Origin of the sequence: Lysinibacillus sp. NPDC094177 (assembly GCF_050279145.1) — a bacterium.
GTDB lineage: Bacteria > Bacillota > Bacilli > Bacillales_A > Planococcaceae > Lysinibacillus.
Window position 1 is genome coordinate 273,373 of the sequence record NZ_JBNNTW010000004.1, and the last position, 23,653, is coordinate 297,025.

General features: G+C 36.8%; 16 protein-coding genes and 2 pseudogenes. 6 read left to right on the forward strand and 12 right to left on the reverse strand.

The annotated features are described in order from the left end of the window. Nucleotide 1 precedes the first annotated feature (1 nt). Nucleotides 2-763 (forward strand): peptidoglycan editing factor PgeF, encoded by a 762-nt coding sequence (gene pgeF / locus ACQKNC_RS09370; protein WP_427424582.1) that lies wholly within the window; start codon nucleotides 2-4, stop codon nucleotides 761-763. A gap of 54 nt (nucleotides 764-817) precedes the next feature. Here the strand turns inward: pgeF and ACQKNC_RS09375 are convergent, their stop codons facing one another. The 7 genes from ACQKNC_RS09375 to ACQKNC_RS09405 all read right to left on the reverse strand — a co-directional run bounded on the left by ACQKNC_RS09375 (nucleotide 818) and on the right by ACQKNC_RS09405 (nucleotide 10,405). Continuing rightward, a complete protein-coding gene (locus tag ACQKNC_RS09375; RefSeq protein WP_427424583.1) occupies nucleotides 818-2,185 on the reverse strand; it encodes an amino acid permease in 1,368 nt (455 codons plus the stop codon). A gap of 316 nt (nucleotides 2,186-2,501) precedes the next feature. After that, on the reverse strand, nucleotides 2,502-2,711 hold the full coding sequence (locus ACQKNC_RS09380; RefSeq protein ID WP_427424584.1) for a hypothetical protein: 210 nt from the start codon (nucleotides 2,709-2,711) through the stop codon (nucleotides 2,502-2,504). Nucleotides 2,712-2,768: 57 nt separating this feature from the next. After that, nucleotides 2,769-4,289 carry an NCS1 family transporter gene (locus ACQKNC_RS09385; RefSeq protein WP_427424585.1) on the reverse strand — a complete coding sequence of 507 codons (1,521 nt, stop codon included), beginning with the start codon at nucleotides 4,287-4,289 and terminating at the stop codon, nucleotides 2,769-2,771. 109 nt (nucleotides 4,290-4,398) lie between these two features. After that, nucleotides 4,399-5,661 (reverse strand): NAD-dependent dihydropyrimidine dehydrogenase subunit PreA, encoded by a 1,263-nt coding sequence (gene preA, locus ACQKNC_RS09390; RefSeq protein WP_427424586.1) that lies wholly within the window; start codon nucleotides 5,659-5,661, stop codon nucleotides 4,399-4,401. A gap of 437 nt (nucleotides 5,662-6,098) precedes the next feature. Further along, the gene (locus ACQKNC_RS09395; RefSeq protein WP_427424587.1) at nucleotides 6,099-7,481 is read right to left on the reverse strand and encodes an NAD(P)-dependent oxidoreductase; all 1,383 of its coding nucleotides are present in this window, start codon (nucleotides 7,479-7,481) and stop codon (nucleotides 6,099-6,101) included. 197 nt (nucleotides 7,482-7,678) lie between these two features. Then, nucleotides 7,679-9,082: a dihydropyrimidinase gene (gene hydA, locus ACQKNC_RS09400; RefSeq protein ID WP_427424588.1), complete on the reverse strand. Its 1,404-nt coding sequence runs from the start codon at nucleotides 9,080-9,082 to the stop codon at nucleotides 7,679-7,681. 78 nt (nucleotides 9,083-9,160) lie between these two features. Then, nucleotides 9,161-10,405: a Zn-dependent hydrolase gene (locus ACQKNC_RS09405; protein WP_427424589.1), complete on the reverse strand. Its 1,245-nt coding sequence runs from the start codon at nucleotides 10,403-10,405 to the stop codon at nucleotides 9,161-9,163. 140 nt (nucleotides 10,406-10,545) lie between these two features. On the opposite strand from ACQKNC_RS09405, the gene ACQKNC_RS09410 reads away from it, so the two are divergent. From ACQKNC_RS09410 to ACQKNC_RS09420, 3 genes and pseudogenes are all read left to right on the forward strand, one after another. Then, nucleotides 10,546-11,715, forward strand: coding sequence for a PucR family transcriptional regulator (locus tag ACQKNC_RS09410; RefSeq protein ID WP_427424590.1), 1,170 nt, complete (start codon nucleotides 10,546-10,548; stop codon nucleotides 11,713-11,715). Nucleotides 11,716-11,735: 20 nt separating this feature from the next. Further along, a pseudogene (locus ACQKNC_RS09415) lies at nucleotides 11,736-11,893 on the forward strand (methylmalonate-semialdehyde dehydrogenase (CoA acylating)); the annotation flags it as partial. A gap of 509 nt (nucleotides 11,894-12,402) precedes the next feature. Continuing rightward, nucleotides 12,403-12,561 (forward strand): annotated as a pseudogene (locus tag ACQKNC_RS09420) (IS5/IS1182 family transposase); the annotation flags it as partial. Nucleotides 12,562-12,716: 155 nt separating this feature from the next. On the opposite strand, the gene ACQKNC_RS09425 reads toward ACQKNC_RS09420, so the two are convergent. Next, nucleotides 12,717-13,079 carry a DUF378 domain-containing protein gene (locus tag ACQKNC_RS09425; RefSeq protein ID WP_427424591.1) on the reverse strand — a complete coding sequence of 121 codons (363 nt, stop codon included), beginning with the start codon at nucleotides 13,077-13,079 and terminating at the stop codon, nucleotides 12,717-12,719. Nucleotides 13,080-13,725: 646 nt separating this feature from the next. On the opposite strand from ACQKNC_RS09425, the gene ACQKNC_RS09430 reads away from it, so the two are divergent. After that, nucleotides 13,726-15,327, forward strand: a complete 1,602-nt coding sequence (locus tag ACQKNC_RS09430) for a sensor domain-containing diguanylate cyclase (protein ID WP_427424592.1) — start codon at nucleotides 13,726-13,728, stop codon at nucleotides 15,325-15,327. Nucleotides 15,328-15,378: 51 nt separating this feature from the next. On the opposite strand, the gene ACQKNC_RS09435 is transcribed toward ACQKNC_RS09430, so the two are convergent. The 3 genes from ACQKNC_RS09435 to ACQKNC_RS09445 all read right to left on the reverse strand — a co-directional run bounded on the left by ACQKNC_RS09435 (nucleotide 15,379) and on the right by ACQKNC_RS09445 (nucleotide 17,804). Continuing rightward, the gene (locus tag ACQKNC_RS09435) at nucleotides 15,379-15,531 is read right to left on the reverse strand and encodes a hypothetical protein (protein WP_427424593.1); all 153 of its coding nucleotides are present in this window, start codon (nucleotides 15,529-15,531) and stop codon (nucleotides 15,379-15,381) included. A gap of 98 nt (nucleotides 15,532-15,629) precedes the next feature. Further along, a complete protein-coding gene (locus tag ACQKNC_RS09440; protein WP_427424594.1) occupies nucleotides 15,630-17,408 on the reverse strand; it encodes an aminopeptidase P family protein in 1,779 nt (592 codons plus the stop codon). 258 nt (nucleotides 17,409-17,666) lie between these two features. Beyond that, complete coding sequence (locus tag ACQKNC_RS09445) at nucleotides 17,667-17,804, reverse strand: hypothetical protein (protein ID WP_427424595.1); 138 nt, start codon at nucleotides 17,802-17,804, stop codon at nucleotides 17,667-17,669. A 790-nt stretch (nucleotides 17,805-18,594) separates the two neighbouring features. Between ACQKNC_RS09445 and ACQKNC_RS09450 the strand changes: the two genes are divergently transcribed. Next, a complete protein-coding gene (locus tag ACQKNC_RS09450; protein WP_427424596.1) occupies nucleotides 18,595-20,415 on the forward strand; it encodes a sensor domain-containing diguanylate cyclase in 1,821 nt (606 codons plus the stop codon). A gap of 184 nt (nucleotides 20,416-20,599) precedes the next feature. Here ACQKNC_RS09450 and dinG read toward each other — a convergent pair whose 3' ends face one another. Then, complete coding sequence (gene dinG / locus ACQKNC_RS09455) at nucleotides 20,600-23,371, reverse strand: ATP-dependent DNA helicase DinG (RefSeq protein WP_427424597.1); 2,772 nt, start codon at nucleotides 23,369-23,371, stop codon at nucleotides 20,600-20,602. Nucleotides 23,372-23,653: the final 282 nt, after the last annotated feature.

Consider the following 23,653-nt stretch of genomic DNA (forward strand, 5'->3'; position numbering starts at 1 on the left):
TATGAAAAATAAAATTTATTTTGATAACGACCGATTTATCGCAGGAACTACCTTAAAGGATGACATCGAGCTAGAACATAACAATATGGCACTGCATACATGTGTAAATGAAGCAGATGTGATAAACAATCGAAAAAAATTAGCAACTACTTTGCACTGTGACTTGAATGATTTTATTTGCACTCAACAAACACATAGTGCTAACTTCCATAAAGTCACGCTTGCTGATAAAGGACGTGGCGCTGTGCAGATGGACACTGCCATTTCGAATACGGATGCACTATATACATTAGAGCCCAATTTACTTTTATGTAGCTTTACTGCAGATTGTGTACCTGTCATTCTTTATAATGAAGTGACTGGCCTTATTGGCGTGGTTCATTCAGGCTGGCAAGGGACCATTAAGGAAGTGACATTAAAGCTGCTCCAACATTTAATGGAGCATGAGCAATGCAACCCACAAGATTTCCACGTACAAATTGGTATGGCACTAAGTCAAGAAAAGTTTGAGGTGGATGTAGATGTCTACGAAAAATTCCACAATCTAGGGTATGCTGAGGATCTTATGTATTTTAATTCTGAAACGAATAAATATCATATTGATAATCAACAAACCGTGAAAAAACAATGCGAGCTTGCTGGTATTCCATCCGAGCAAATATTCATTGATGCTACTTGTACATTCCTTAACCCAGATGGCTTTTCCTATCGCCAAGATAAACAGGCTGGTAGACATTTAAGCTTTATTATGCGAAAAGAATAGTAGAGAACAAAAAAGGATGTATCTCACAAAAATGTAGAGACACATCCTTTAATATTATTGATTTTTAACTGGACGATTTTTTCCAATACCAAACACATAGTAGCTCATTGTAACAAGCGCTAAGAATATAATTCCGACAATTAGAGAAACTCGTGTATCATCATTAAACCACATACCGATAAGCACCATTACTAAAAAGGCAATCGTTATATAGTTTGTAAATGGTGCAAAGGGCATTTTGAATGGATGCTTTGATAGTTGTTCACCTTTTATTTTTCTAAATCGTATTTGACTTATTAAAATTATAAACCACGGAATCATCCCTGGTAATACACTTGCACTGTATACATATACAAATAAATTTTTTGGCGCAAGATAGCTTAGAATAACGCCAATGACCAAACCAATTAGCACGCCTATTGTACCGAATATCGGAACACCATTACTAGAAAGCTTCGCAAAAAATTTAGGTGCTTGTCCATTCATGGCAAGCGTATACAGCATACGTCCCGCACTATAAATGCCACTATTACAGCCTGACATTGCCGCTGTAATGACAACAAAATTAATAATTCCTGCTGCTGCGGTAATTCCAACCTTTGCAAAAGTTGCAACAAATGGGCTACCAATCGTGCCTAATTCATCCCACGGATAAACTGTTACAATGACAAAAATTGCACCGATATAAAATATTAAAATACGCCAAATAATGCTTTGAATCGCATTCGTAATAGTTTTTTGAGGATTTTTTGCTTCTCCTGCTGTAATCCCAATGAGCTCAACGCCTTGATAGGCTGCAACTACTAATGATAACGCAAAGAAGAAGCCAGTCCAACCACCTGTAAAGAAGCCTCCATGATTCCAAAGGTTCGATAATCCAATTGCCACACCTCCATTACCAATGCCAAAGAAAATAAGACCAAAGCCTGCAACAATCATTAAAATAATCGTCACAATTTTAATCATGGCAAACCAAAACTCAAATTCTCCAAAAGTTTTAACAGAAATAAAGTTGGCAACACCTAAAATCACCATTGCAACTAAACCTGGAATCCATGCTGGTAAATCTGGATACCAGTATTGCATATATGTTCCTACTGCTATAATCTCTGACATCCCAACAATAACCCACTGAAACCAATTACTCCACGCAGTTAAATAACCAGCTAATGGGTGTATATATTTATAGCCAAATGTTGCAAAGGAACCTGTACTTGGCTCCTCGTAAAGCATCTCTCCCATTGCTCGCATAATGAAAAAAATAAATATACCTGCTATACCATATGCAAGGAGTACGGAAGGCCCTGTCCACTGAATGGCGCTAGCAGAACCCATAAACAAGCCCACGCCAATAGTACCACCAAGAGCAATCATTTGGATATGACGTGCCTCTAATCCCCTTTTTAATTCTTTATTTGCCACTCAAATTCCGCCTCTTTCTCTGAAGTTCTTCTACGATGAATTATTTTATAATAATAATAAATTCTTCTGAAAAACACAATTGTATTTTTAGGAAAAACATAATTATGACATTAAGACAAGGTTTCTGAGAATTTTGGTGTTCTATCCACCACTTCAGCGTTTCTATCCACCTCTTCGGCTGTTATTACAATTGAATTAGCTGTCGTAGCAACAATTTTTATCTTGCTTTAGCCGTTTACGAATCCCCTTAAAGTAAAAACCAATTTTATTACATAAAAAAAACTCTATTCCATCGAATGGAATAGAGTTTACTTTGTTACTGCAATAACGTCTGTTCTTGGAGCTTTGCAGAGAAGTATTTGCGTGCATCGGCTGTTAGAATTTGCAACAGAATAACCTCTTCTTGACGCGTGAATTCTACAAACATCCCACTTAAATTTTCATAAACATATTGGATTTTAAAGCCACTATCTAAATAATGATCCACTTTTTTTATTTCCTCAGTGCTTTGTTGATGTTCTGACATGCAATCACCTCACCTTTCCGTTAATCAACCTCATGATATTCTGTTAGGTTCTTAATATTATTCAGCACCTTTTATATCCAACAGCGGATCTGGTTGTTCAACGACATCATTCTCATCTGGAACAACAGTTGGAACAGGCGCTTGTTGCTGTCCAAATAGTTCATCCAAATTGTGACCAGCTGTAATACCTAAATATTTTGTATCGCTAGGATCCTCTAGCTCAGCTTGAGGGTATTTTTTGAACCACCAATACTTCGCTAATACATAATATACGAGTGCCCCTACAAAGAACCCTACTAATGAAGAATAAGTGGAGAAAATATTTGCCACTGCACCGCCGATAACCCAAGCGATTAAACCAGCAATGTTAAAGCCATTCCAATATTTAAATTGACCCTCTAATTCATAAAGTCCTTTTACATGCACGCGACGTTTACGGATTAAATAATAATCAGCAAATAATATTCCAACGATTGCTGTTAAAATTCCCCCGATAATTAAAAGTGCATTTACTAATACATCAAATAAACTCCATGGTTGTGCTAGAATACCAATTATTCCTGCGATAACAACCCCAACCCAAAACGGTACTTTTGGACCACCAATATTGGAGAAAATCGTTGCCGCTGGGATAACATTTGCAGAGGTATTAGTTGACCATTGTGCTAATACAATCATTAACAGTAAAATTCCTAAAATAAAGCCACTTGCACTTTGCTGCAATGCATTTATAGGATCAGCAGAGGAAACAGCCATATAGCATACAGCACCAATTGTCACAATGAAAGTGTTTGTAATCGGCATAACAATTAATGAGCCAATTAACTGTGTTTTATTGCGTTTGAACCAGTTGCGTTCATTTTTGGGTGCTTTAAAGAAGCGTGAAAGTGAAGGCATGTCGGCTGCTAGTGTCGACCAAAATCCCATATTCGCCATAATCACTACCATAAATGCAGTGAAGGCTGTGAATCCTGTTGTTGGCGATTCTACCCACGTCCAAATATTTTTCCCTTGAGCTACTGCAGTATCTGCGAGTGTATAATACATCCAGCAAGAAATTAAAATAATAACTGGTGCTGCCAAATCTGCAAAGCGTTCAATAGATTTAATACCTAGGGATGTATTAAATAACTGAAGTGCTGCAAAGATCAGGAAACAGATAAACCAATTATCAAAATTAAAAAGTAAATTCAAAATGCCGTTTATAGCTAGTGCTCCAAAATAAGTGTTTAGACCGAACCAACATGCAGCCGTTACTCCACGGACAAGTGACGGAATATGTGTGCCAAATGTCCCGAACGGAGCACGCATATAGACTGGGAATGATAACCCATGTTCAATGCCTATATCACCAATTAACGTCATCAATACACCAATTAGACAAGAGCCAATCAACGTTGCTAAAATCACCATTGGCAATGGTAAGTTAATGATTGCTGAGCCACCGATTGCAAAAGCAGCTAATACAATTGCCATTCCTATCCAAATTAGCGCAAAACCAAATGTTCCAATATTTCTTTGTTGATGTGTCACTGGAAGTAAATCTGGGGATTTTAAATAATTCCCTTCACGTTCCATATAATCTCTCCTTTTTTTCCAATTTTCGTGACAACTTACATGGGGTTATTCCTTCCTTCAACAAAAGTGCTGAAGGAGGGTGGAATTTCAGTTTATTTGAAAGTTTTATTTACTTTGATAGACTACTAATCAGAGATTGACGTTCATTCCAAGTCATTGGTGGAACTGTAGATTTGCGTTCAACCATTGTAATAGCACCATCTACAGGACAGACGATTGAGCATAAATTACAACCTACACAGTCCTCCTCCCGAACTTTCAGCATTGGACGACCATCTTCTGTATATAAATCGATACATTGATGCGATGTATCTTCACATGCAATATGGCACTTGTTACAGTTAATGCAAACATCGTTATTAATTTCAGCCACGATTTTATAATTTAAATCCAAGTCACCCCAATTAGAATATCTGGAAACTGAGCGACCTACTAAATCCATAACAGAGGCAATGCCTTTATCGTCTAAATAATTATTGAGTCCATCAATCATATCTTCAACAATGCTAAAGCCATGGTGCATCGCCGCTGTACAAACTTGCACGCCCGTAGCTCCCATTAATATAAACTCAGCAGCATCTTGCCAGTTAGAAATACCACCAATGCCAGAAATCGGAACATTGATTAATGGATTACGAGCACACTCTGCAACCATATTGAGTGCAATTGGTTTAACAGCAGGACCACAATAGCCACCATGTGCACCCTTTCCTGCTACATGAGGCACTGTATTCCAAGTATCTAAGTCAACACCTGCTAAGCTGTTAATCGTATTAATCATACTAACGGCATCTGCTCCACCTCTTGTAGCCGCTTCTGCCGTTACCGTAATGTCAGTAATGTTTGGCGTTAGCTTCACAATTACTGGTGTTTTCGCTGCCTCTTTCACCCAGTACGTTTGCTTTTCCACCAATTCAGGTACTTGACCAGAGGCAGAGCCCATTCCTCGTTCTGCCATCCCATGTGGACAACCAAAGTTAAGCTCAAGACCATCAACCCCCACATCTTCTACTCGTTTAACAATCTCATGCCATTTTTCTTGCTTTGGCTCCACCATTAAGGAAGCGATGATTGCGTGATGTGGAAACCTTTTTTTTGTTTCATAAATTTCTTTTAAATTTACCTCTAACGGACGATCCGTAATCAATTCAATATTATTGAAACCTGCTACTCTTTGTCCGTTATAACTAACAGCTGCAAAGCGTGAAGAAACATTTAAAATTGGATCCCCTAATGTTTTCCATACAGCTCCACCCCACCCCGCTTCAAATGCACGTTGTACTTGATAGCCTGAATTCGTTGGTGGTGCTGACGCAAGCCAAAATGGATTCGGCGATTTGATGCCCGCTAAGTCAATACGTAAGTCTGCCATCTTAGTTCCTCCCTTATGCAATCTCACTTGGTTTTATCAATTATGCCTCGGCATAATTGCGTCCAGAATCGGCTTTGCGCTTGGGCCTGCAGATGTTTTTTGCGCGAAAGCGAAGCGGCAGCAACGTGTCTTTGTCTGTGCGAAAGCGAAGCGACAGCAACACAGCACCGATGCAGGTCAGTTAGCCGTTATCGCATGGATACGATGTTTTTAGGCTAACATCCCCTAAGCAGTCCTTTCCGATTCTGTGACATCCGCCGAAGGCTTTGGGCCAACAAGAAGTTGGTCACTAAGTCGTTGCCACAGGACGTGGCGTTCTTAGACTTAGTTCCTCTATTTCAGCGGATATTGGGTCACCTACTGAAAGTAACTTAAACTTGCATTCACCTCACCACCTATAGAGGTGGGAGACTTCTGCAACTCATCTGTACCTGTCGCTACGCTTTCGGTACAAAAGACACTTTGCTGAAAGAAGTTAAACGTTCATGGATCTTGTATGCTGCGTCTTTTCCTTGCTGTACAGCTGTTACAACCATCGCCTCGCCCTGACCATTTCCAAAGACGACATCTCCACATGCAAATACTTTGTCATTCGAAGTTTGCATTGTCGTTTCATCAATATCGACAACACCATTTGTATGCTGTAAGCCAAAAGCTTCAATCAATGACACAAAACGTGTTTGCCCAATTGCCTTAATAACAGCATCTACTTCGATAATAAAATTGGACCCTTCAATCTCCTCAGGTCTTTGTCGACCATCAGCACCCGCTTCACCGAGCTTCATTTTCACACATTCAATGCCTACGACCTCACCTAACTCATTGCCAATAATTTTTTTCGGTGCTGTTAGCCACTTAAACTCCACACTATCCTGCTTGGCAAATTCATATTCAAATTTGTACGCAGTCATTTCCTTTTGTGTTCGTCTATAAAGAATTTGAACATTGTCGGCACCTAATCGCACTGCACATGTAGCACCGTCAATCGCGGTATTTCCTGCACCGATGACAGCAACTCTCTTCCCAACAATAAGTTTTGTAAGCGGTCCCATTTTTGTCTTTCTGACAAACTCTATCGCATCATGAACACCGGCTAAATCTTCTCCCTCAATACCCAGATTCGGCACAGCTCCCATACCGACTGCTAAAATAACACTGTCATATTGCTCTAAGATTTCATCAGCAGAAATATCAACACCGACAGTTGTGTTTGTTTTGATTTCCACACCTAGCTTTTCGATTTGTTCAATTTCCCAATCAACGACAGCATTTGGTAAACGGAACGACACAATACCATAGCTCCCTAAGCCACCAGCTTTCGATTCAGCTTCATAAATAGTAACCTGATAACCAAATCGACTTAGTTCACGAGCAGCTGATAAACCAGCGGGACCTGAACCAATAATAGCTACCTTCTGTCCGTTGCTTTGTCCTTGCTTAAATAGCTGAGCATTCGTTTCCATTGCCCAATCTGTTGCATAGCGCTGTAGCTCTCCGATTTTAATTGGCTTTGTTGAGGAATTTAACACACACGCCCCTTCACATAGTTCCTCCGTTGGACAAACCCTTGCACAGCTTGCACCAATTGGATTTGCTTCTAATATAGTCGTAGCAGAGCCCTTCATATTACCAGAAGCAATTTTTTTTATGAAATTTGGGATTTGAATACTCGTTGGACAGGCTTTAATACACGGTGCATCATAGCAATAAAGGCAACGATTAGATTCCTCAATTGCTTCATTCTTTGTCATCCTGCTAGTCAACTCCATAAAATTACGGTTTAACTGTTGGGACATTGTATTTTCTTGATTCGGAGCCATTTCCACATCCCCCTCTTGTGTTCATTTTTTCCTTCTTATCAATTACACCTTGGCGTAATTGATGTTAGAACCATTGAAAAAGAATCACATTCAACATTCGTCTCACCATCTATAGAGGTAGATAGTCTTTTGTAGCTAAATGAAAATATTACGAGACCGATTGCTCTGCTCTCCATTCAAAGCAATCGGTCATCAAACTAAATGTTTAGTGCTTCTGCAGCAGTTGTTTTTAATGCACGTTTTATATATTGCCCGCTACCTAGTACACCAACAAACTCTTTATTTTTAATGACATATTCTCCACGTACTAGTACACTTACTGGTTCACCTGTTACTTCCCATCCCTCATATGGGTTATAATCCACGTTCATATGATGCGTTTTTGCCGAAATTTCTCGTTTTACCTCTGGATCAAAAATAACGATATCCGCATCAGAACCGATTGCAATCGTTCCTTTTTGTGGGAATAGACCAAATACTTTTGCAGCACTCGTGGAAATCATATCGACAAACTCATTAATAGAAATTTTCCCTTTTGCTACACCTTCTGAATATAAAATACTGAAGCGATCTTCAATAAATGGCCCACCGTTAGGAATTTTAGAAAAATCATTAATTCCTAACTGCTTTTTACCCTTAAAACTAAACGAGCACTGGTCAGAGCCGATTGTTTGTAGTTGTTTTGCTTTTAGAGCATTCCATAAATGAGCCTGATGGTATTTTGGACGAAGTGGTGGGGACCAAACATATTTTGCGCCCTCAAAACCTGGTTGTGCTAAAGCAGATTGGTCCAAAGTTAAATATGGTGGACATGTTTCGCCATAGACGTCATAGCCTTTTTCACGCGCAGCAATGATCTCATCTACTGCCTCTTTACAAGTTACATGCACAACATAAAGGGTAGCACCAGCAATATGAGCTAACTCAATCGCACGTTTTGTCGCCTCGCCTTCTAATTCAGCTGGACGAGTGAGCGCATGATAAATCGGCTCCTTATGACCTGCACGTCGAGCCTCTTCTACAAGCTCATCTATAACAGAACCATTTTCACAGTGCACCATAACAACTGCACCGAGGTCTTTCGCTATTTTAAAAGCTTTAAAAAGGGTGCGATCTGTTGCTTGAAATTCTTTTGCATAAGCCATAAATACCTTTACAGAAGTAATACCCTCCTGCTCTAAGATTTTCGGCAATTCGGCTTCTGTTTCAGGGGTTAAATCACCAATCATTAAGTGGAATCCATAGTCGATAGCTGATTTCCCCTTCGCCTTGTCATGCCACTTTTCAACTGCAGCTGAAAGTTTTTCCTCACCAGCCGTTAAACAAAAGTCCAAAATAGTAGTTGTTCCACCGAAAGCCGCTGCAATAGTACCAGATTTCCAATCATCATCTGTCACAGTATTGTTAAATGGCATATCTAAATGAGTATGCGGATCAATTCCACCTGGCATCACGATCTTACCAGTAGCATCAATAATTTCTGCGCCCACGTCGGATAAATCTTTGCCTATTTGAACAATTTTTCCGTTTTCAATTAAAATATCTGCCTCAAAAACATCTGCCGCTGTTGCTACTCGTCCACCTTTAATGATTTTTTTCATTCTGCCCTCACCCTTCATAAAATATTGGAGAATATTCAATCATGACAATGTTAGGAAAGACCATACATAGAACCCACCTTAATGTAACGTGTAGGTCTCCCCCATACTGAACTTTGTTTGCAGCGTCAACACTGTTTCAAGTAATACATCTGCTCCTTTCGCACAATCCTCAAATGTTGTTTCCTCTTCCTCACAATGACTCTTACCATTAATACTTGGCACGAAAATCATCGCTGATGGAACAATGCTTGCTATATATTGCGCATCATGCCCTGCCCCACTAAACATCCGATGTGTAGTATAGCCGAAGCTTTGACAAGCCCTTTCCACTTCATTACAAATATGTGTATCAAAATAGACTGTATCTCTACCCCATAGCTTAATGGGCTTAATGCTACAGCCCATATCCTCTGTAGGAAGATTATTCAGTATGTCCTCAACCTTTTGCATGATCTCTGGACTTTGATGACGTGAATCTATCGTAAAAGTCACTTTGTTCGGTATAACGGTATGAATATTTGGAGATACATTCATTCGACCAAAGGTAAACACTAATTGTTCATCAATTTTTCCGAGTTCTTCATGTAAATTCGTAATGATTTTTGAAGTTACTAACATCGGATCTTGGCGCATTGTCATCGGTGTCGTTCCAGCATGATTGGACTGCCCTGTAACCGTAATTTCATAGCAAACCATGCCTAATACACCTTCAACAACGCCTATTTCCAGTTGCTTTGCCTCTAGAACAGGTCCTTGCTCGATATGCAACTCTATATAAGCAAGAGCTTCTTTTAATCGATTTTCTTGATCTCCCTCATATCCACTTGCTTGCAGCGCTTCTTTGAAACTGGTACCATCTTTGTCGACAGATTGCAGCATTTTTTCTTTTTCAAATTTTGCTGAGATGACACCAGAGCTCATCATTGCTGGGTCAAAACGAGCACCTTCTTCATTCGTAAAGTTAACAATCATTAACGGTATATCTAGTTCAATCTCGTTTTCTTTTAACGTTCGAATTGCCTCTATGGCCGTTAAAACGCCTAATACACCATCAAATTTGCCACCCTTTTCAACGGAATCTAAATGTGACCCCATAATAATTGGAGGAACATCTTTTTTTCCAGGTAAAATGGCATAAATATTGCCCATATCATCGACTTTAATGTCCATTCCTAATTCTTCACAACACTCACAAAAATAGTTTCTTGCTAATACATCCTCATTCGAAAGAGACAAACGGGTTACACCACCATTTTCAGTAGCTCCAAATTGACTAAATTGTTCAATTAACTCTTGCAATCGTCTACTATTACACTTATACATATGCAAGTCCTCTCTTTCACAGTAGTTAATACACATTCTATAAGAGTTAAAAATTATGATATATAGATATAAAACTAAAAAAATATGTGCATCTGCACATGATATATGGTAAGTTATGTTCATAATAAGGGGGGGGAAAAATGGGGACGATTCGCAAAATTGTAGAGGGAGTTCAATTCCCAATGCTAACATTAATAGCTGGACATAGCGGAACGTATCGAAGAGTTACAGGGATTAACGTAGTAGAAAGCATCGATTTAATTATGTTTTGTAGACCTAATGAATTAGTCGTTACTACAGGTATTAATTTATCTTCACAAGGAGATTCCTTAGAGCAGCTTGTAAAACTAGCATTCTCTAAAAAGGTAGCAGGTTTCATTATTAATACCGGCCCATACATTCCAGATATACCAGAATCAGTAATCTCTTTTGCCAATAAACATGATTTCCCTATTTTTCAAATGCCTTGGAGTTATCGAATAGCAGATTTATTAAAAACGACTTTTCAATTTATTTCCAACAACCATCGAGAGCTATCTATCGAAGAAAAGGTTCTTTACAACTTGCTTTTTCAATACAAACAAAACACCAACTATATTAAAGATCAATTAGCACTGCTTGGTTTTCCACAAGGTAGAGAGCTAGCTATCATTTCATGCACTACCAAAGGTCCACAGTCTAGTATTGACCGTTATGAGGTCATGATCCAATTTGCATTTCAAAATAGATATAAACGTTTTTTAAAACTAAAACATAAAAATCACCTCATCTTTTTAATCGACAAAACACAAATCAATACACCAAATACTCCCTTCTCAAAAATCGTTGAAGAAATATACGATAAAATTACGCAAAAAAATGGTTACTTGGATATTATCATTGGTAAAGGAAATTATCACAAAGAACTTGAAAATGTTCGCAAAAGCTATGATGAGTCATTAACAGTAATCCAATTAGCAAAGCTTCATAACAACCGTTTCCTATACAAATATAAAGAAATTGGTGCCTATAAAATTATTATGGCCGTGCAAAATCAAACATTAATCAAATCATATAGTCAAGACATCTTAGGTCAGCTCTATCGCTATGATGAAATGAATAACACAGATTATGTACAATTTTTACGCATTTTTCTCGAGGAAAATGGTAGTACTGGTCGGATTAGTGAACGTCAATTTATTCATCGTAACACGGTCCTATATAAAATAAAAAAAATAGAAATGCTATTAGATATGGACTTAAATAACCCATTTACAAAAACAAATCTCTATATCGCATTTTTGATTGAAGATATATTGACACACCAATAAACTGTTTATCTTCAGAAGATTTCCGCTCCGAAATTCAAGTCGGTATAGTTGGTGTTAATGTACCAATTTCAATTCTCGTCGGCTATCATGATTATTAGGCTGGAAACGTTCAAAATTCGATGATAGACATATGTTTGGGCCAAACCAAGTAAGTTCCTTCACTAAAGCCACAACAATTTGCTTGAACAATCAATGAATTTAATCCTTCGCCATTCCAAGTAATAACGGCTAATGCGACAGACTAATATAAGAACTTCTAGTAAAAATCCGCTTCGTTATCTGGGTTCCAATCCTGTATATCTTTGCGGATTTTTTCCTTTTCTCCTAGCCATAAACCAAAAAACTGACGAACCAAATGGGAGGGCACTGAAAAAGTCCATATCTTCTCACATTGCGAGGTATTCAAAGATTAAATCGTTGAATACCTCGCTTTTTTCATTTGGCACTGTGACTCTACTGTTGTTTTCCGAAGCATTACGCTCGCTTTCCGCGGGCGAGCGCCGAGCCTCCTCCTTCGCTTCGTGCGGGGTCTCGACTGTCTCGCTTTCCCGCAGTAGTCGAGCGATGCTTCTCCAAACAACGCAATGTATCATACTATTATTTTAGTCCCTCTTTCCTTTATAATAAAAGAATTAATGTGCAGGTGGTGCCCCGATGATTTCAAATCAAGAAACCTTAGCCGCAAATCGCTACAAAGTAGAAGCGAAGAATAGTGAATTAAAAAACGGATACGGGTACGATACGGCATCGACTACGGGTCTATTTGGCATGGAAATTCAAGGTGCTACAACGATATTCGCTGTCAATTTGAAACGGATATTAAAGTTACTAAACGAAAATAAATAAGGAATAGAGACAGAAATAAGGCACTTCCTGTTCAAAATTGAACAAGAAGTGCCTTATTTTTATCTGAAAAAGGCTCGCTATTATAAAAGCGTAAGTTTCAGTGCCCTCACTAAATGGTCACCAGTTTTTTTGAGGTACTATCGATAAACTTAAGATTATTTTTTATTTTTATTTTTATTTTTATTTTTGCTTTGTGAATCCTTTTTTTCTTCTTTTAGCACATTAGTTGTTTTTAATGCAGTAAAATCAGCTTCATCACCAACTTCCATACCATAGCTTGGATTTCTGTCTATGCGAGTAAGAGGATCAAATTCTTCATCCTCATCAAATCGCATAACAAGTATCGGTAAGGATATTAGTCCTGCTAATCCAACTAATGCATAAATCCATCGTGACAATACTGCTGTTTGTCCACCAAACAAATAGGCAACTAAATCAAATCTAAAGAATCCTATAAGTCCCCAGTTGATTGCTCCAATGATTACTAACACTAAAGCGATTCTATAAACTACGCTCATATTTACACCTCCTTTTATTTGTAGATACGAAGCCAGTTATACACTTCACATGTATGAAAAGCGTCGAAATTGCAAAAAACCTGTCATAACAAGTGGTAAAATTACAAATACTTATTGTAATTAAATCACCCATTTTGACGGTCTTATTTTTAGCAATAACCGCTTATTTATACAAAATGAATACTTGGCTAAGCTATTTCTACAAACAAAGGAAATGTTAGTGAATGATAAATAATAAACCGCTTTTTACGGCTCATCATCATAAACCTTATTCTCTTCATTTGTTAAAAATTATTGTAATTTTTTTAATCAATTATTTAGTAATAGTAAAAAATCCCAAACATAGGTAAAGTGTGATATATTTACATAATACTCTATTTTTATAGCACTTTATTTAACCTTTCATCAACATACTTACCAGTGACTGAAGGAAAGGGATAGGAGAAAGAATGATTGATGAAAAATAAAATTATGAAAACCAACCTGTTATTTTATTTTTTTATCGTACTTATAGTTACTTTTACACAATTCAGCATACCCTGTCATGCTGCGGAACTATCAGAACCTACTATATTAGGAAAGCATTATGATATTTTTCGTGACTCTTCAAAAAAAATTACGATAGATGACTTATTAAGTGGTACATATGACAATTCATTTGTCGCTAGTAAAGACGATTATCTATTCTTTTGGCACACGAATGATACGATTAGATACCGAAGAATTATTAAAGGATAAACAGGAATCTTACTGGTTAGAGGTAACAGACAAGCTAGATAGCATTGAAATGTTTTTAGTCAAAGAAGATGGCTCCTATCGTGTTCAAAAAAGAGGGATTTCAAATATTGACGAACAAAACATTCATTATCGTTCTAATTTATTTCAATTCCATGACCCATCCGTCAAAGAAATTTATATAAAATTAGATGGTGAATTACCATTAAATTCAATTTCTTATCTTTTCACAACGGATAGCTTTATCAATAAGATTATTGACTACAAATATTTAACAGGGATTTTTTATGGGTTCTTGTCTGCACTTTTAATTTACAATTTATTTTTATTTTTTTCGTTGAAAGATAAGGCTTACTTTTACTATGTTTTGTATATGTTTAGTTTTATTCTCTATCAAGCTACTTTGAATTCTTTAGATATTGAATTAGTAGGTCAACATTTGCCTAAATGGTTTTTTCTAAAATCCGCAGCGATAAGTGGAAATATCTTGATTATATGTATGATTCTATTTAGCAAAGAGTTTCTTGAATTTAAAAAATACTTACCCCGCTTCTACAAAATCGGGAATTTTCTATTATTAATCACTTTACTTTCTTTAATTGCTTCATTCATTGTCCCTGATGTTGCGATTGCAAATAATTTAACAATCATTCTTGCTGTAGTTGTCTTTATTTTTCTTTGGTTATCAGGAATATTTGTGTTGTTAAAAGGTCAGAAAATGGCTAGATTTTATATGGTAGGTTGGACTGTTGTGCTTGGTTCCATCATAGTACAAGCATTGGCTTTTTTAAGTATTATTCCATTCCATCCAGTTATATTTGAGGATATTCCTGCAATTGGTGCTATTTTTGAATCAATATTTTTATCATTAGCATTAGGCGATAAAATCAATATCATAAAAAAAGAGCATCAGGAAATGCAACAAACGCTCAATGAAACGCTCGAACATAAAGTAAAAGAACGAACACAAGAGCTAGAAAGAGCAAAACTTGAGCTTGAAAAATTAGCAAATACAGATCGCCTTACTCAAATTCCAAATCGTGTAAAGTTAGACGATGTGTTAGAAGTAGCTGTTGAACAAGCCCAACATCATGAGGCTCCATTCGCTATTATTCTATTAGATATTGATTTTTTTAAAGAAGTCAATGATGAGTTCGGCCATCAGGTAGGCGACTTAGTTTTAATGAATGTAGCAGAAATATTGCAAAATACGATTCGAGAGCAAGATACAGTTGGTAGATGGGGTGGCGAGGAATTTTTAGTTATTTGCCCACAAACTAAACTAGATGGTGCTATTAAGCTTTCTGAAAAGCTTCGTCAACAATTAGAAAATCATCAATTCCCTATTGTGCAGCGAAAAACTAGTAGCTTTGGGGTAACTAGCTATGTAGATGGTGATACACGAAATACATTATTATCAAGATGTGATAAAGCGTTATATCAAGCAAAAGAACGAGGCAGAAACTGTGTTGAATTTTTAATAGATGATGTCAATGTCTCCTCTTCGTTATAAAAACAAAAGAAGCGTCGATGACAATTTGTTGTCTTGACGCCTCTTTTTCAATTATTCGATTACGTTAGATAAGTATTTGCGGATGTATGAAGGTTTAACACCTTGAGGAATTGAATTTTGATAAATCTCATTTCCTAAACGTTCTTTAAGCTCTTGCTTTGCTTGTTCAATTAATTCCGGTTGCGCCAGCACCGCAGTAGCCATAACTTTTCCAGCATGAGCATGGGCTACACCCTTCTCATTCCTTGAAGTGGGAGTCTTCTGTCGGGTAACTATAAATATTACTATCCGGCAATACCTATTTATATTTCTCTAGTTTCTTCCCTTAGCCATACTCTCTCTTCTTCATTTAAATAAGGAGATAGCTTTGTGTATACCTCTTGATGATAATTGTTTAACCATTGCTTTTCACTCTCTGTTAACATATCTTTATCAATACCGTCTAAATCAATAGGGCAATACGTGATTGCTTCAAACTTCATAAATTGACCAAACTCTGTTTTCTCGTCTTCAACTACTAACATCATATTTTCAATTCTAATTCCATATTTACCTTCAAGATATATTCCCGGTTCATTCGTAATAATCATACCTTTTTCTAATATGACATCATTATTATTATTTCTTATGCTTTGTGGTCCTTCATGAACATTCAAGAAAAAACCTACTCCATGTCCTGTCCCGCATTTATAGTCCAAACCATACTGCCAAATGGGTTGTCTTGCTAAAACATCTAAGTTAGAACCTGTTGCTCCATATAAATATTTCACTGAGCTTAATGCAATAAATCCTTTTAACACCAAAGTAAAATCTCTTTTTTGATCATCGGTAAGTTTTCCTAAAACAATCGTTCGTGTAATATCTGTTGTTCCATCATAATACTGTCCGCCTGAATCAATTAAAAAAAGACCTTCATTCTTAAGAGTATATTGCGTTTCTTTATTGGCTTTATAATGCATCATCGCAGCATGTTCTTTATAACCTGCTATCGTATCAAAGCTAGGTCCAAAATATCCTTCCTGCCCCATTCTGAAATCTTCTAATTTTTCTTCTGCAGTAATCTCTGTAATTTCTTCTTTATCTACAAAGTTTTTTAGCCATTTTATAAATTTCACCATGGCTAAACCATCTTTTATTTCACACCATTTTAAATTTTTTATCTCAACTTCATTTTTAATGGCTTTTAAATTAGTTGTGATGTCAGGACTTTCAATTTTCTTTGTATTACTGTTAATGGCATTATATAATGTGATATTTGTTTTATTCGAATCTAAAATAATGGCATCTCCACTTGAAAGATTCCCCAAGAATGTTTGTATTTCATGATTCGCTTTTAGCTCGATTCCTTCAGTCTCCAGTTCTAATTTAACCAAAGAGGGAACCTTGCAAGAATCAATAAATAAATAACATTTATGTTCTGCTACGATTACATTAGCTATTGCAACTGGATTGTTAGGCACATCGGCCCCTCTTATATTCAATAGCCAGGCAATGTCATCAAGGGCAGTGAAAATATAATAATTTGCTCCTTTAATTTTCATTTCTTCTCTTACTTCATTTAATTTTTCTACTCGTGACTTGCCTGCATATTTTACGTCATGAGTAAAAATCGGTCCTTTAGGAACATCTGGTCTATCTTCCCAAAGACCACCAATTAAATCTTGATTCATATTTAATACGATTCTCTTTGCCTCTAGATCTTTTTCCATCTTTTTAACCAGTTTAATTGAAAAAACATTTCCATCAAAGCCCACAATGCTACCTTCTTTAAGAACATCTGCTAGCCATTCTGTATAAAATGGAACTCCTGGATCCATCATTCTAAATAATCTGATTCCTGAGCCCTCAAGCTGCTTTTCAGCTTGAATATAGTATCTACCATCTGTCCATAATCCAGCATCATCTAATGTAATAACTACAGTACCTGCAGACCCTGTAAATCCTGATATCCATTGCCTACATTTCCAATGTTCCGCTACATATTCACTCTGATGTGCATCAAAACTAGGAATGATATAAGCATCCATTTGATTTTCTTTCATTAGCTGTCTTAACTTTTCGACCCTATCCTTGATATTCATTAACAATACCTCCGTTTTCTTTAAGACAAAATTCCTTACTTTCACGATCATACTACCATGCAGCTAGTATTATACTAATTATTACAGCTGTAAACTTTGTAATTATCAATCACGCCTTGGCGTAATTGCGTCCGGATTTTAAATTGTGCTTAGGCCTGCAGATGTTTTTTGTGCGAAAGCGAAGCGACAGCCACAACACGTTCTTGTCTGTGCGAAAGCGAAGCGACAGCCACAACGTGAAGGCCGACACGATGTCGGTCATTTCGGTATAGTATTAAACCCACTATTATAGAAAATTAGGCGTATTAACACAATGAGCTTAATCTTTTTGTTTGTATAATTAGCCCAATTGTAGGCAATATTTGAGTCCATATGAACACTGTCATCAGGATACACTTCATGACTCTTTCCATTTATGTAAACTGTTAATATCCCCTCTAAAACATAAATGAATGAACTCTTCTTTTAACAAAACTACCTTCTACTGAATCCATTATCTCTTGTTCATAACTTCTTAAAACTATATCTTTCCTTTAATGTGGCTAATCAATAAAATGTGTTAAATGTACTTCCAAAATATCAACTAGTTATTCAAGTGAATCAACTGCTATGGTTTTAAGCCCCCCTTCTAATTGAGAACAGAAATCCATCAGATAGATCGCTTTTTTCACTTACCTCTTTCAAAGTAATTCCTTTTCAGTTCTCAATTTCTTTATTTCCATTCCAATATTCATCATTCCCCCTGATTTCATATTCGTGAATAATATAATATGTATCACTTCAATATTCAATGTATTATGAAATAATTTAATAAATATAAAATTCGTTTAATTAACGTTATATTGTATGAACAATGGGTAACAGGCTTCTTAAGCAGTACCGAAAAGTGTCTGCAAGGGGGGAAAGCTATTTCTTGCGAATATCTTGTCGCTCCATTGTTGCATGGACACCGGCTATATTGACAATAAGGAGCCCTTCTAATTGTTCATTAGTTTACGGGAAATATCTATTCAACTCGTCCACAATCTTGCTTTTATGATCAATGACATTTATTGAAGTAGTTTATCAGTATCTACTAAAATATCACTAAAATAGAATACAGTATGATATATTTACATAAAACTTTATTGTTGGCACATCTTATTCAACTTACTAGTAACTGGGGGAAAGGAGGGAAAAAGACATAATGAAAAATATAACTATTAAAAACAGCATGTTATTTTATTTTATTATCGCACTTTTATTTTTGTTCATGGCACCATTTAGTTCAACAAGCTTTGCTGCTGAGCGAACAGCACCTATTATATTGGGACAGCATTATGATATATTTCGTGATACTTCTAAAAGTATTACAATAGAAGATTTATTATCTGGTACATATGACAAGTCCTTTGTTGCTAGTGATCACGATTATTTATTTTTTTGGCAAACAAAAGATACAATTTGGTTAAAATTATCAATTAATGAGCTATTAACAGAAAAGCAAAATTACTGGATTGAGGTAACTGATAAACTGGATAATATCGAGATGTTTCTGGTGAAAGAAGATGGCTCCTATAGTGTGCAAAAGAGAGGAATCTCAAATATCGACGAGCAAAACATTCATTACCGATCTAATTTATTTCAAATAAAAGACCCATCTGTAAAAGAAATTTATATAAAATTAGATGGGGTTTTGCCTTTAAGCATAATCTCCTATCTTTATACAACGGATAGTTTTATTAATAGCATCATCGACTATAAATATTTAACAGGAATCTTTTATGGCTTTTTATCTGCACTTTTAATCTATAATCTCTTTTTATACTTTTCATTAAAGGAAAAGGCTTATTTATATTATGTTTTATATATGTTCAGTTTTATGCTTTATCAAGCAACATTGAATTCTTTAGATATTGAATTAGTAGGTAAACTATTACCTTCATGGGTTTTTATTAAATCCTTAGTTATAAGTGCTAATTTTTTACTTTTGTTTATGCTTTTATTTTGCTTAGAATTTCTTGAATTAAAAAAATATATGCCCAGTCTATATAAGTTGGGGAAGTTACTTTTAGTCATAACGTTCCTTTCATTAATGTCCGTGTTTATAATTTCTGATGTCTCCATAGTTAATAATTTTACAACTATTTTTGCTGTAGCTGTCTTTGTGTTTCTCTGGCTTTCTGGTTTGTTTGTATTGTTAAAAGGTCAAAAAATGGCTAGATTTTACTTAATAGGTTGGACTGTTCTGCTCGGTTCCGTAATTGTTCAGGCATTAGCCTTTTTAAAAGTGATTCCATTCCATCCACGTATTTTCGAGGATGTTCCTGCTATCGGTGCCATTTTTGAATCCATATTTTTATCTTTAGCATTAGGCGATAAAATCAATATTATTAAAAAAGAGCATCAAGAAATGCAACAAATGCTAAATGAAACCCTTGAACATAAAGTAACTGAACGCACACAAGAGCTTGAAAAAGCGAAGTTTGAGCTTGAAAAATTAGCAAATACAGACCGACTCACCCAAATCCCAAATCGAGTTAGGTTAGATCATGTATTAGAAAAGGCATTTGAACTCGCCCAAAACCAAGACGTACCTCTCTCCATCATTTTACTGGATATTGATTATTTTAAAGCAGTAAATGACGAGTTCGGTCATCAAGTAGGCGATATGGTATTAATAAACGTTGCAGAGCTACTAAAGAACATGATTCGGGAACAAGACACCATTGGAAGATGGGGTGGCGAGGAGTTTTTAGTAATTTGTCCTCAAACTACACTTGAAGATGCTGTACAGCTTTCTGAAAAGCTTCGACAGCAACTAGAAAATCATCAATTTCCTGTTGTTAATCGAAAAACGAGTAGCTTTGGGGTCACTAGCTATGTGAGTGGTGATACCTTAAATACTTTATTATCAAGATGCGACAAAGCTTTATACCAAGCAAAAGAACATGGTCGAAACCGTGTGGCGTTTTTGATAGATGATAATCATCAATATTCTCAATTGTCAATCTCTTTAAATATATAGATTTTATATAAAGTAAAACTGTTATCAGTGGGGACCCTTATCCTTATTGATTATTTGATCACGGTTCTTACTTTTTTTACCTGGACGCACTACATTTCACTCAATTTCGCACTCTCAACACTCTCTTATTTCCCACCATTTCTAAAAAAAATCCCTTTTAGCTAACTACTAAAAGGGATTCCATCTATTTATGCCAATTATTAAGTTCCTTTAACAACTCCGGTAGCTGCAATTTCTTTACATCAATCGGTGGTAAAGCCTTGATAAACTCCTTACCGTACGACTTTGTTGAAATGCGGCGGTCCAAAACAATGAAGGCTCCTTTATCCTGTGATGAACGGATTAAACGACCAAAGCCTTGTTTAAAACGCATGATGGCTTCTGGTAGCGATAACTCATTGAAGGAATTACGACCTTGTGCGGTAATATGTTTTGCTCTCGCCTTAAATACAGGTTCTTCTGGCGAGGAGAACGGCAGGCGCACAACAATAACCGATGCAAGTGCGTCACCTGGAACGTCCACACCTTCCCAAAAGCTATTTGTACCAAAGAGGACGGAGTGGCTAAACTTTTGGAATGATTTCAGAATACGCATACGGCTACCACCCGTTACACCTTGTGCGAAGAGCATATAGTCATCAAGGAGTTCACTATCTTGAATAAGGTCCACAGTTTTTCGAAGCATATCCTGTGAGGTAAATAGGACAAAACAACGTCCCTCTGTCATTCGGACTGTACGTGTAATGGCGTGGGCGACCGCTTCAATATATTCATCCTGTGACACATGTTGAATATCAGGCATATCTGTGACAATAAATGCCTTCGCCCCTGCATAATAGGATGGTGGCGCTTGTAGCTTTATTACTTGCACACTATCAGAAATACCGAGTTGACGCGTCACAAAACGCTCATTACCTGGCACAGTTAAAGTACCTGAAGTCCACACAATACTTGCCTGTTTACGAAGCGGTGCAAGTACTTTTTCAATGATAGGTGTGACATTAACCGGCTTTTTAAAGACATGTAAGCTTCCTGGAACGCTCCGTAAATCGAATTCTAACCACACCGAATTATCAACCTGTGGGGATAGAAAAATTTCCTCCCATTCCGCGATTTTTACCTTTAATTCACGGATCCAATAATGCCATTCCGATAAAATATAGAGCTCATTTTTATCTAATTGCTCAATATTATTTTCAAAGACTTGCCCTACTTCTGACGCAAGATCAAGCCACTGCTGTGTGAGCTTACTCACTTGTAAAAGCGGTTCTTTTGCTAGCGATACATCTTCTAAAAACAAAGTGCATTTGCTACTAGCTTGTTTACCTTTGATTTGTTGCTGCATTTTTTGAACAGCTCGTTGAATAGTTTCATCGAATGTTCGTTGCAGGCGTATAAATTGTGCATCTAATCGTTGCAAACTTTGCATAGGAACACGTTGTTTTTTCTTAGCCGCCTGACTAAATTGCTGGAATAAAGCAGTTTCCTCCATCGTTCCTACTTGACCAAAAATGTACTTCCACTGCGTATAGGAGAAGACAATTTCGTCCTGTTGCATGGCAGACTGTATAAATTGATGTGCTTCGTCAATGATCCATCCATCAATTTCTGTAAAAATCGGAGTTTGACGGACTAAATCACTGAGTACCATAGAATGATTGGTTACAATACAATCGGCAAACTCACTATTTTTTAACGCTTGTTCATAGAAATCAACGCCCTTTGAAGGTTTTTCATCAGGAATTTTCCGGATTTTCTCTAAAAATAGTTGTCCACCACCAGATACATTGAGTTCACTTAACACACCTGTTTCTGTTTTGGTCAGCCAGACAAGAATTTGTAAAATTGTAAAGGTATCATCATAAGATTCATCAGCATAAGCCATACATTGCTCAAAGCGTGCAACGTCAATATAATGCTGCATGCCCTTTAGAACAGCAATATTTACTTTAGTGCCAAGGATTTTTTCAATCTTTGGTAACTCTTCCTCAACAAGCTGCTCCTGTAAATGTGATGTATATGTGCTAATCGCAATTTTTTTATCGACTGATCGAGCATACAAAATCGCAGGAAGTAGATAGCCCGCTGTTTTACCAATCCCTGTTGAGGCCTCTATAACGCACTCTCTTTTGTCATTTAGTGCTTGCCAAATAGTGTCCATCATCTCGAATTGCGCTGGTCGTTGCTCAAAATTCAACATGGCCTTTGTCATTAAAGTTGTTTTATCAGCTGCTGTTTGTGGATATGATACAATCTCCGTATTATTTGTATGCTTTTTCCTTCCATCACAAATAGCCAAATTGCGGTAGTAGGAGACATTTTCATTAGCAGTTACGTGCTGTCGTTTAATTTGAAGAGCCTCGAAGAAAAGCTGAGATAAATTTGATTTCAATCTGAATGAACGTTTATGCATTTGTTCAAGGGTTAGCTGAGGGAGACTGAGTAACTCCTTCCAACAACGTATAAAAAGCTCAGCTGTTGCACGCGCATCGTCATCTGCTCGGTGTGCATTTGTTAGCTCTATATTTAAATCTGCCGCTAAATCACCTAGCTTAAAGCTTAGCGACATCGGGAACAATATTTTGGCAAGCTCAACCGTGTCCATCTTTTTACCCTGCCATTTCGGTAAGCCCGCGCGCTTGAACTCTGCTTGTAAAAAAGATAAGTCAAAATCCGCATTATGCGCGACAAATACACAATCAGCAAGCAGTTCATATATGTAGTCGGCATGTGCCTCAAACGGCAAGGCATCCTTTACATCCTCATCCGTAATATGCGTTAAATCCTGAATGAAAGTTGGAATAGCTTTACCTGGATAAATAAACTTCGTAAAGGTACGCTCAATTTTCCAATCTTCCATAATTACAATTGCTATTTGAATCATTCGGTCCCCATTTGCCGGTGAATGACCAGTCGTCTCTAAATCAACAATTGCATACTTTTGACTTTCCATCATACATCTCAACTCACAGTTCACATTAGATAGATGAATTTTATCACATATTTGGCTCAGCGGCATCCCTCTGCCCTTTTAGATAGTACACAAAAAGAAGAGACCGGGACAAAACTAGTCGTAACTTTAAAAAGCGGGAGCAATCAATTTTAGAAATCTTTTTTCAGAGTTTTATTGGTGAGTTTATTACTTTTATCAGCGATCTTTGGAGGTTTATCAGCGATTTCGTTACTTTATCAGCGATTCTTTGGGGGTTATCAGCGATTTCGCTATTTTATCAGCGAT

What these genes read in the sequence shown, in the direction of transcription:
- ACQKNC_RS09425 (WP_427424591.1), bottom strand. Translation starts at nt 13,079, where the DNA reads ATGAGCGTAGTTTATAGAATCGCTTTAGTGTTAGTAATCATTGGAGCA.
- ACQKNC_RS09405 (WP_427424589.1), bottom strand. Translation starts at nt 10,405, where the DNA reads ATGTATAAGTGTAATAGTAGACGATTGCAAGAGTTAATTGAACAATTT.
- ACQKNC_RS09430 (WP_427424592.1), top strand. Translation starts at nt 13,726, where the DNA reads ATGACAATTCATTTGTCGCTAGTAAAGACGATTATCTATTCTTTTGGC.
- ACQKNC_RS09410 (WP_427424590.1), top strand. Translation starts at nt 10,546, where the DNA reads ATGGGGACGATTCGCAAAATTGTAGAGGGAGTTCAATTCCCAATGCTA.
- ACQKNC_RS09385 (WP_427424585.1), bottom strand. Translation starts at nt 4,289, where the DNA reads ATGGAACGTGAAGGGAATTATTTAAAATCCCCAGATTTACTTCCAGTG.
- ACQKNC_RS09380 (WP_427424584.1), bottom strand. Translation starts at nt 2,711, where the DNA reads ATGTCAGAACATCAACAAAGCACTGAGGAAATAAAAAAAGTGGATCAT.
- hydA (WP_427424588.1), bottom strand. Translation starts at nt 9,082, where the DNA reads ATGAAAAAAATCATTAAAGGTGGACGAGTAGCAACAGCGGCAGATGTT.
- ACQKNC_RS09395 (WP_427424587.1), bottom strand. Translation starts at nt 7,481, where the DNA reads ATGGCTCCGAATCAAGAAAATACAATGTCCCAACAGTTAAACCGTAAT.
- ACQKNC_RS09435 (WP_427424593.1), bottom strand. Translation starts at nt 15,531, where the DNA reads ATGGCTACTGCGGTGCTGGCGCAACCGGAATTAATTGAACAAGCAAAG.
- pgeF (WP_427424582.1), top strand. Translation starts at nt 2, where the DNA reads ATGAAAAATAAAATTTATTTTGATAACGACCGATTTATCGCAGGAACT.
- dinG (WP_427424597.1), bottom strand. Translation starts at nt 23,371, where the DNA reads ATGATGGAAAGTCAAAAGTATGCAATTGTTGATTTAGAGACGACTGGT.
- ACQKNC_RS09440 (WP_427424594.1), bottom strand. Translation starts at nt 17,408, where the DNA reads ATGAATATCAAGGATAGGGTCGAAAAGTTAAGACAGCTAATGAAAGAA.
- ACQKNC_RS09450 (WP_427424596.1), top strand. Translation starts at nt 18,595, where the DNA reads ATGAAAAATATAACTATTAAAAACAGCATGTTATTTTATTTTATTATC.
- preA (WP_427424586.1), bottom strand. Translation starts at nt 5,661, where the DNA reads ATGGCAGACTTACGTATTGACTTAGCGGGCATCAAATCGCCGAATCCA.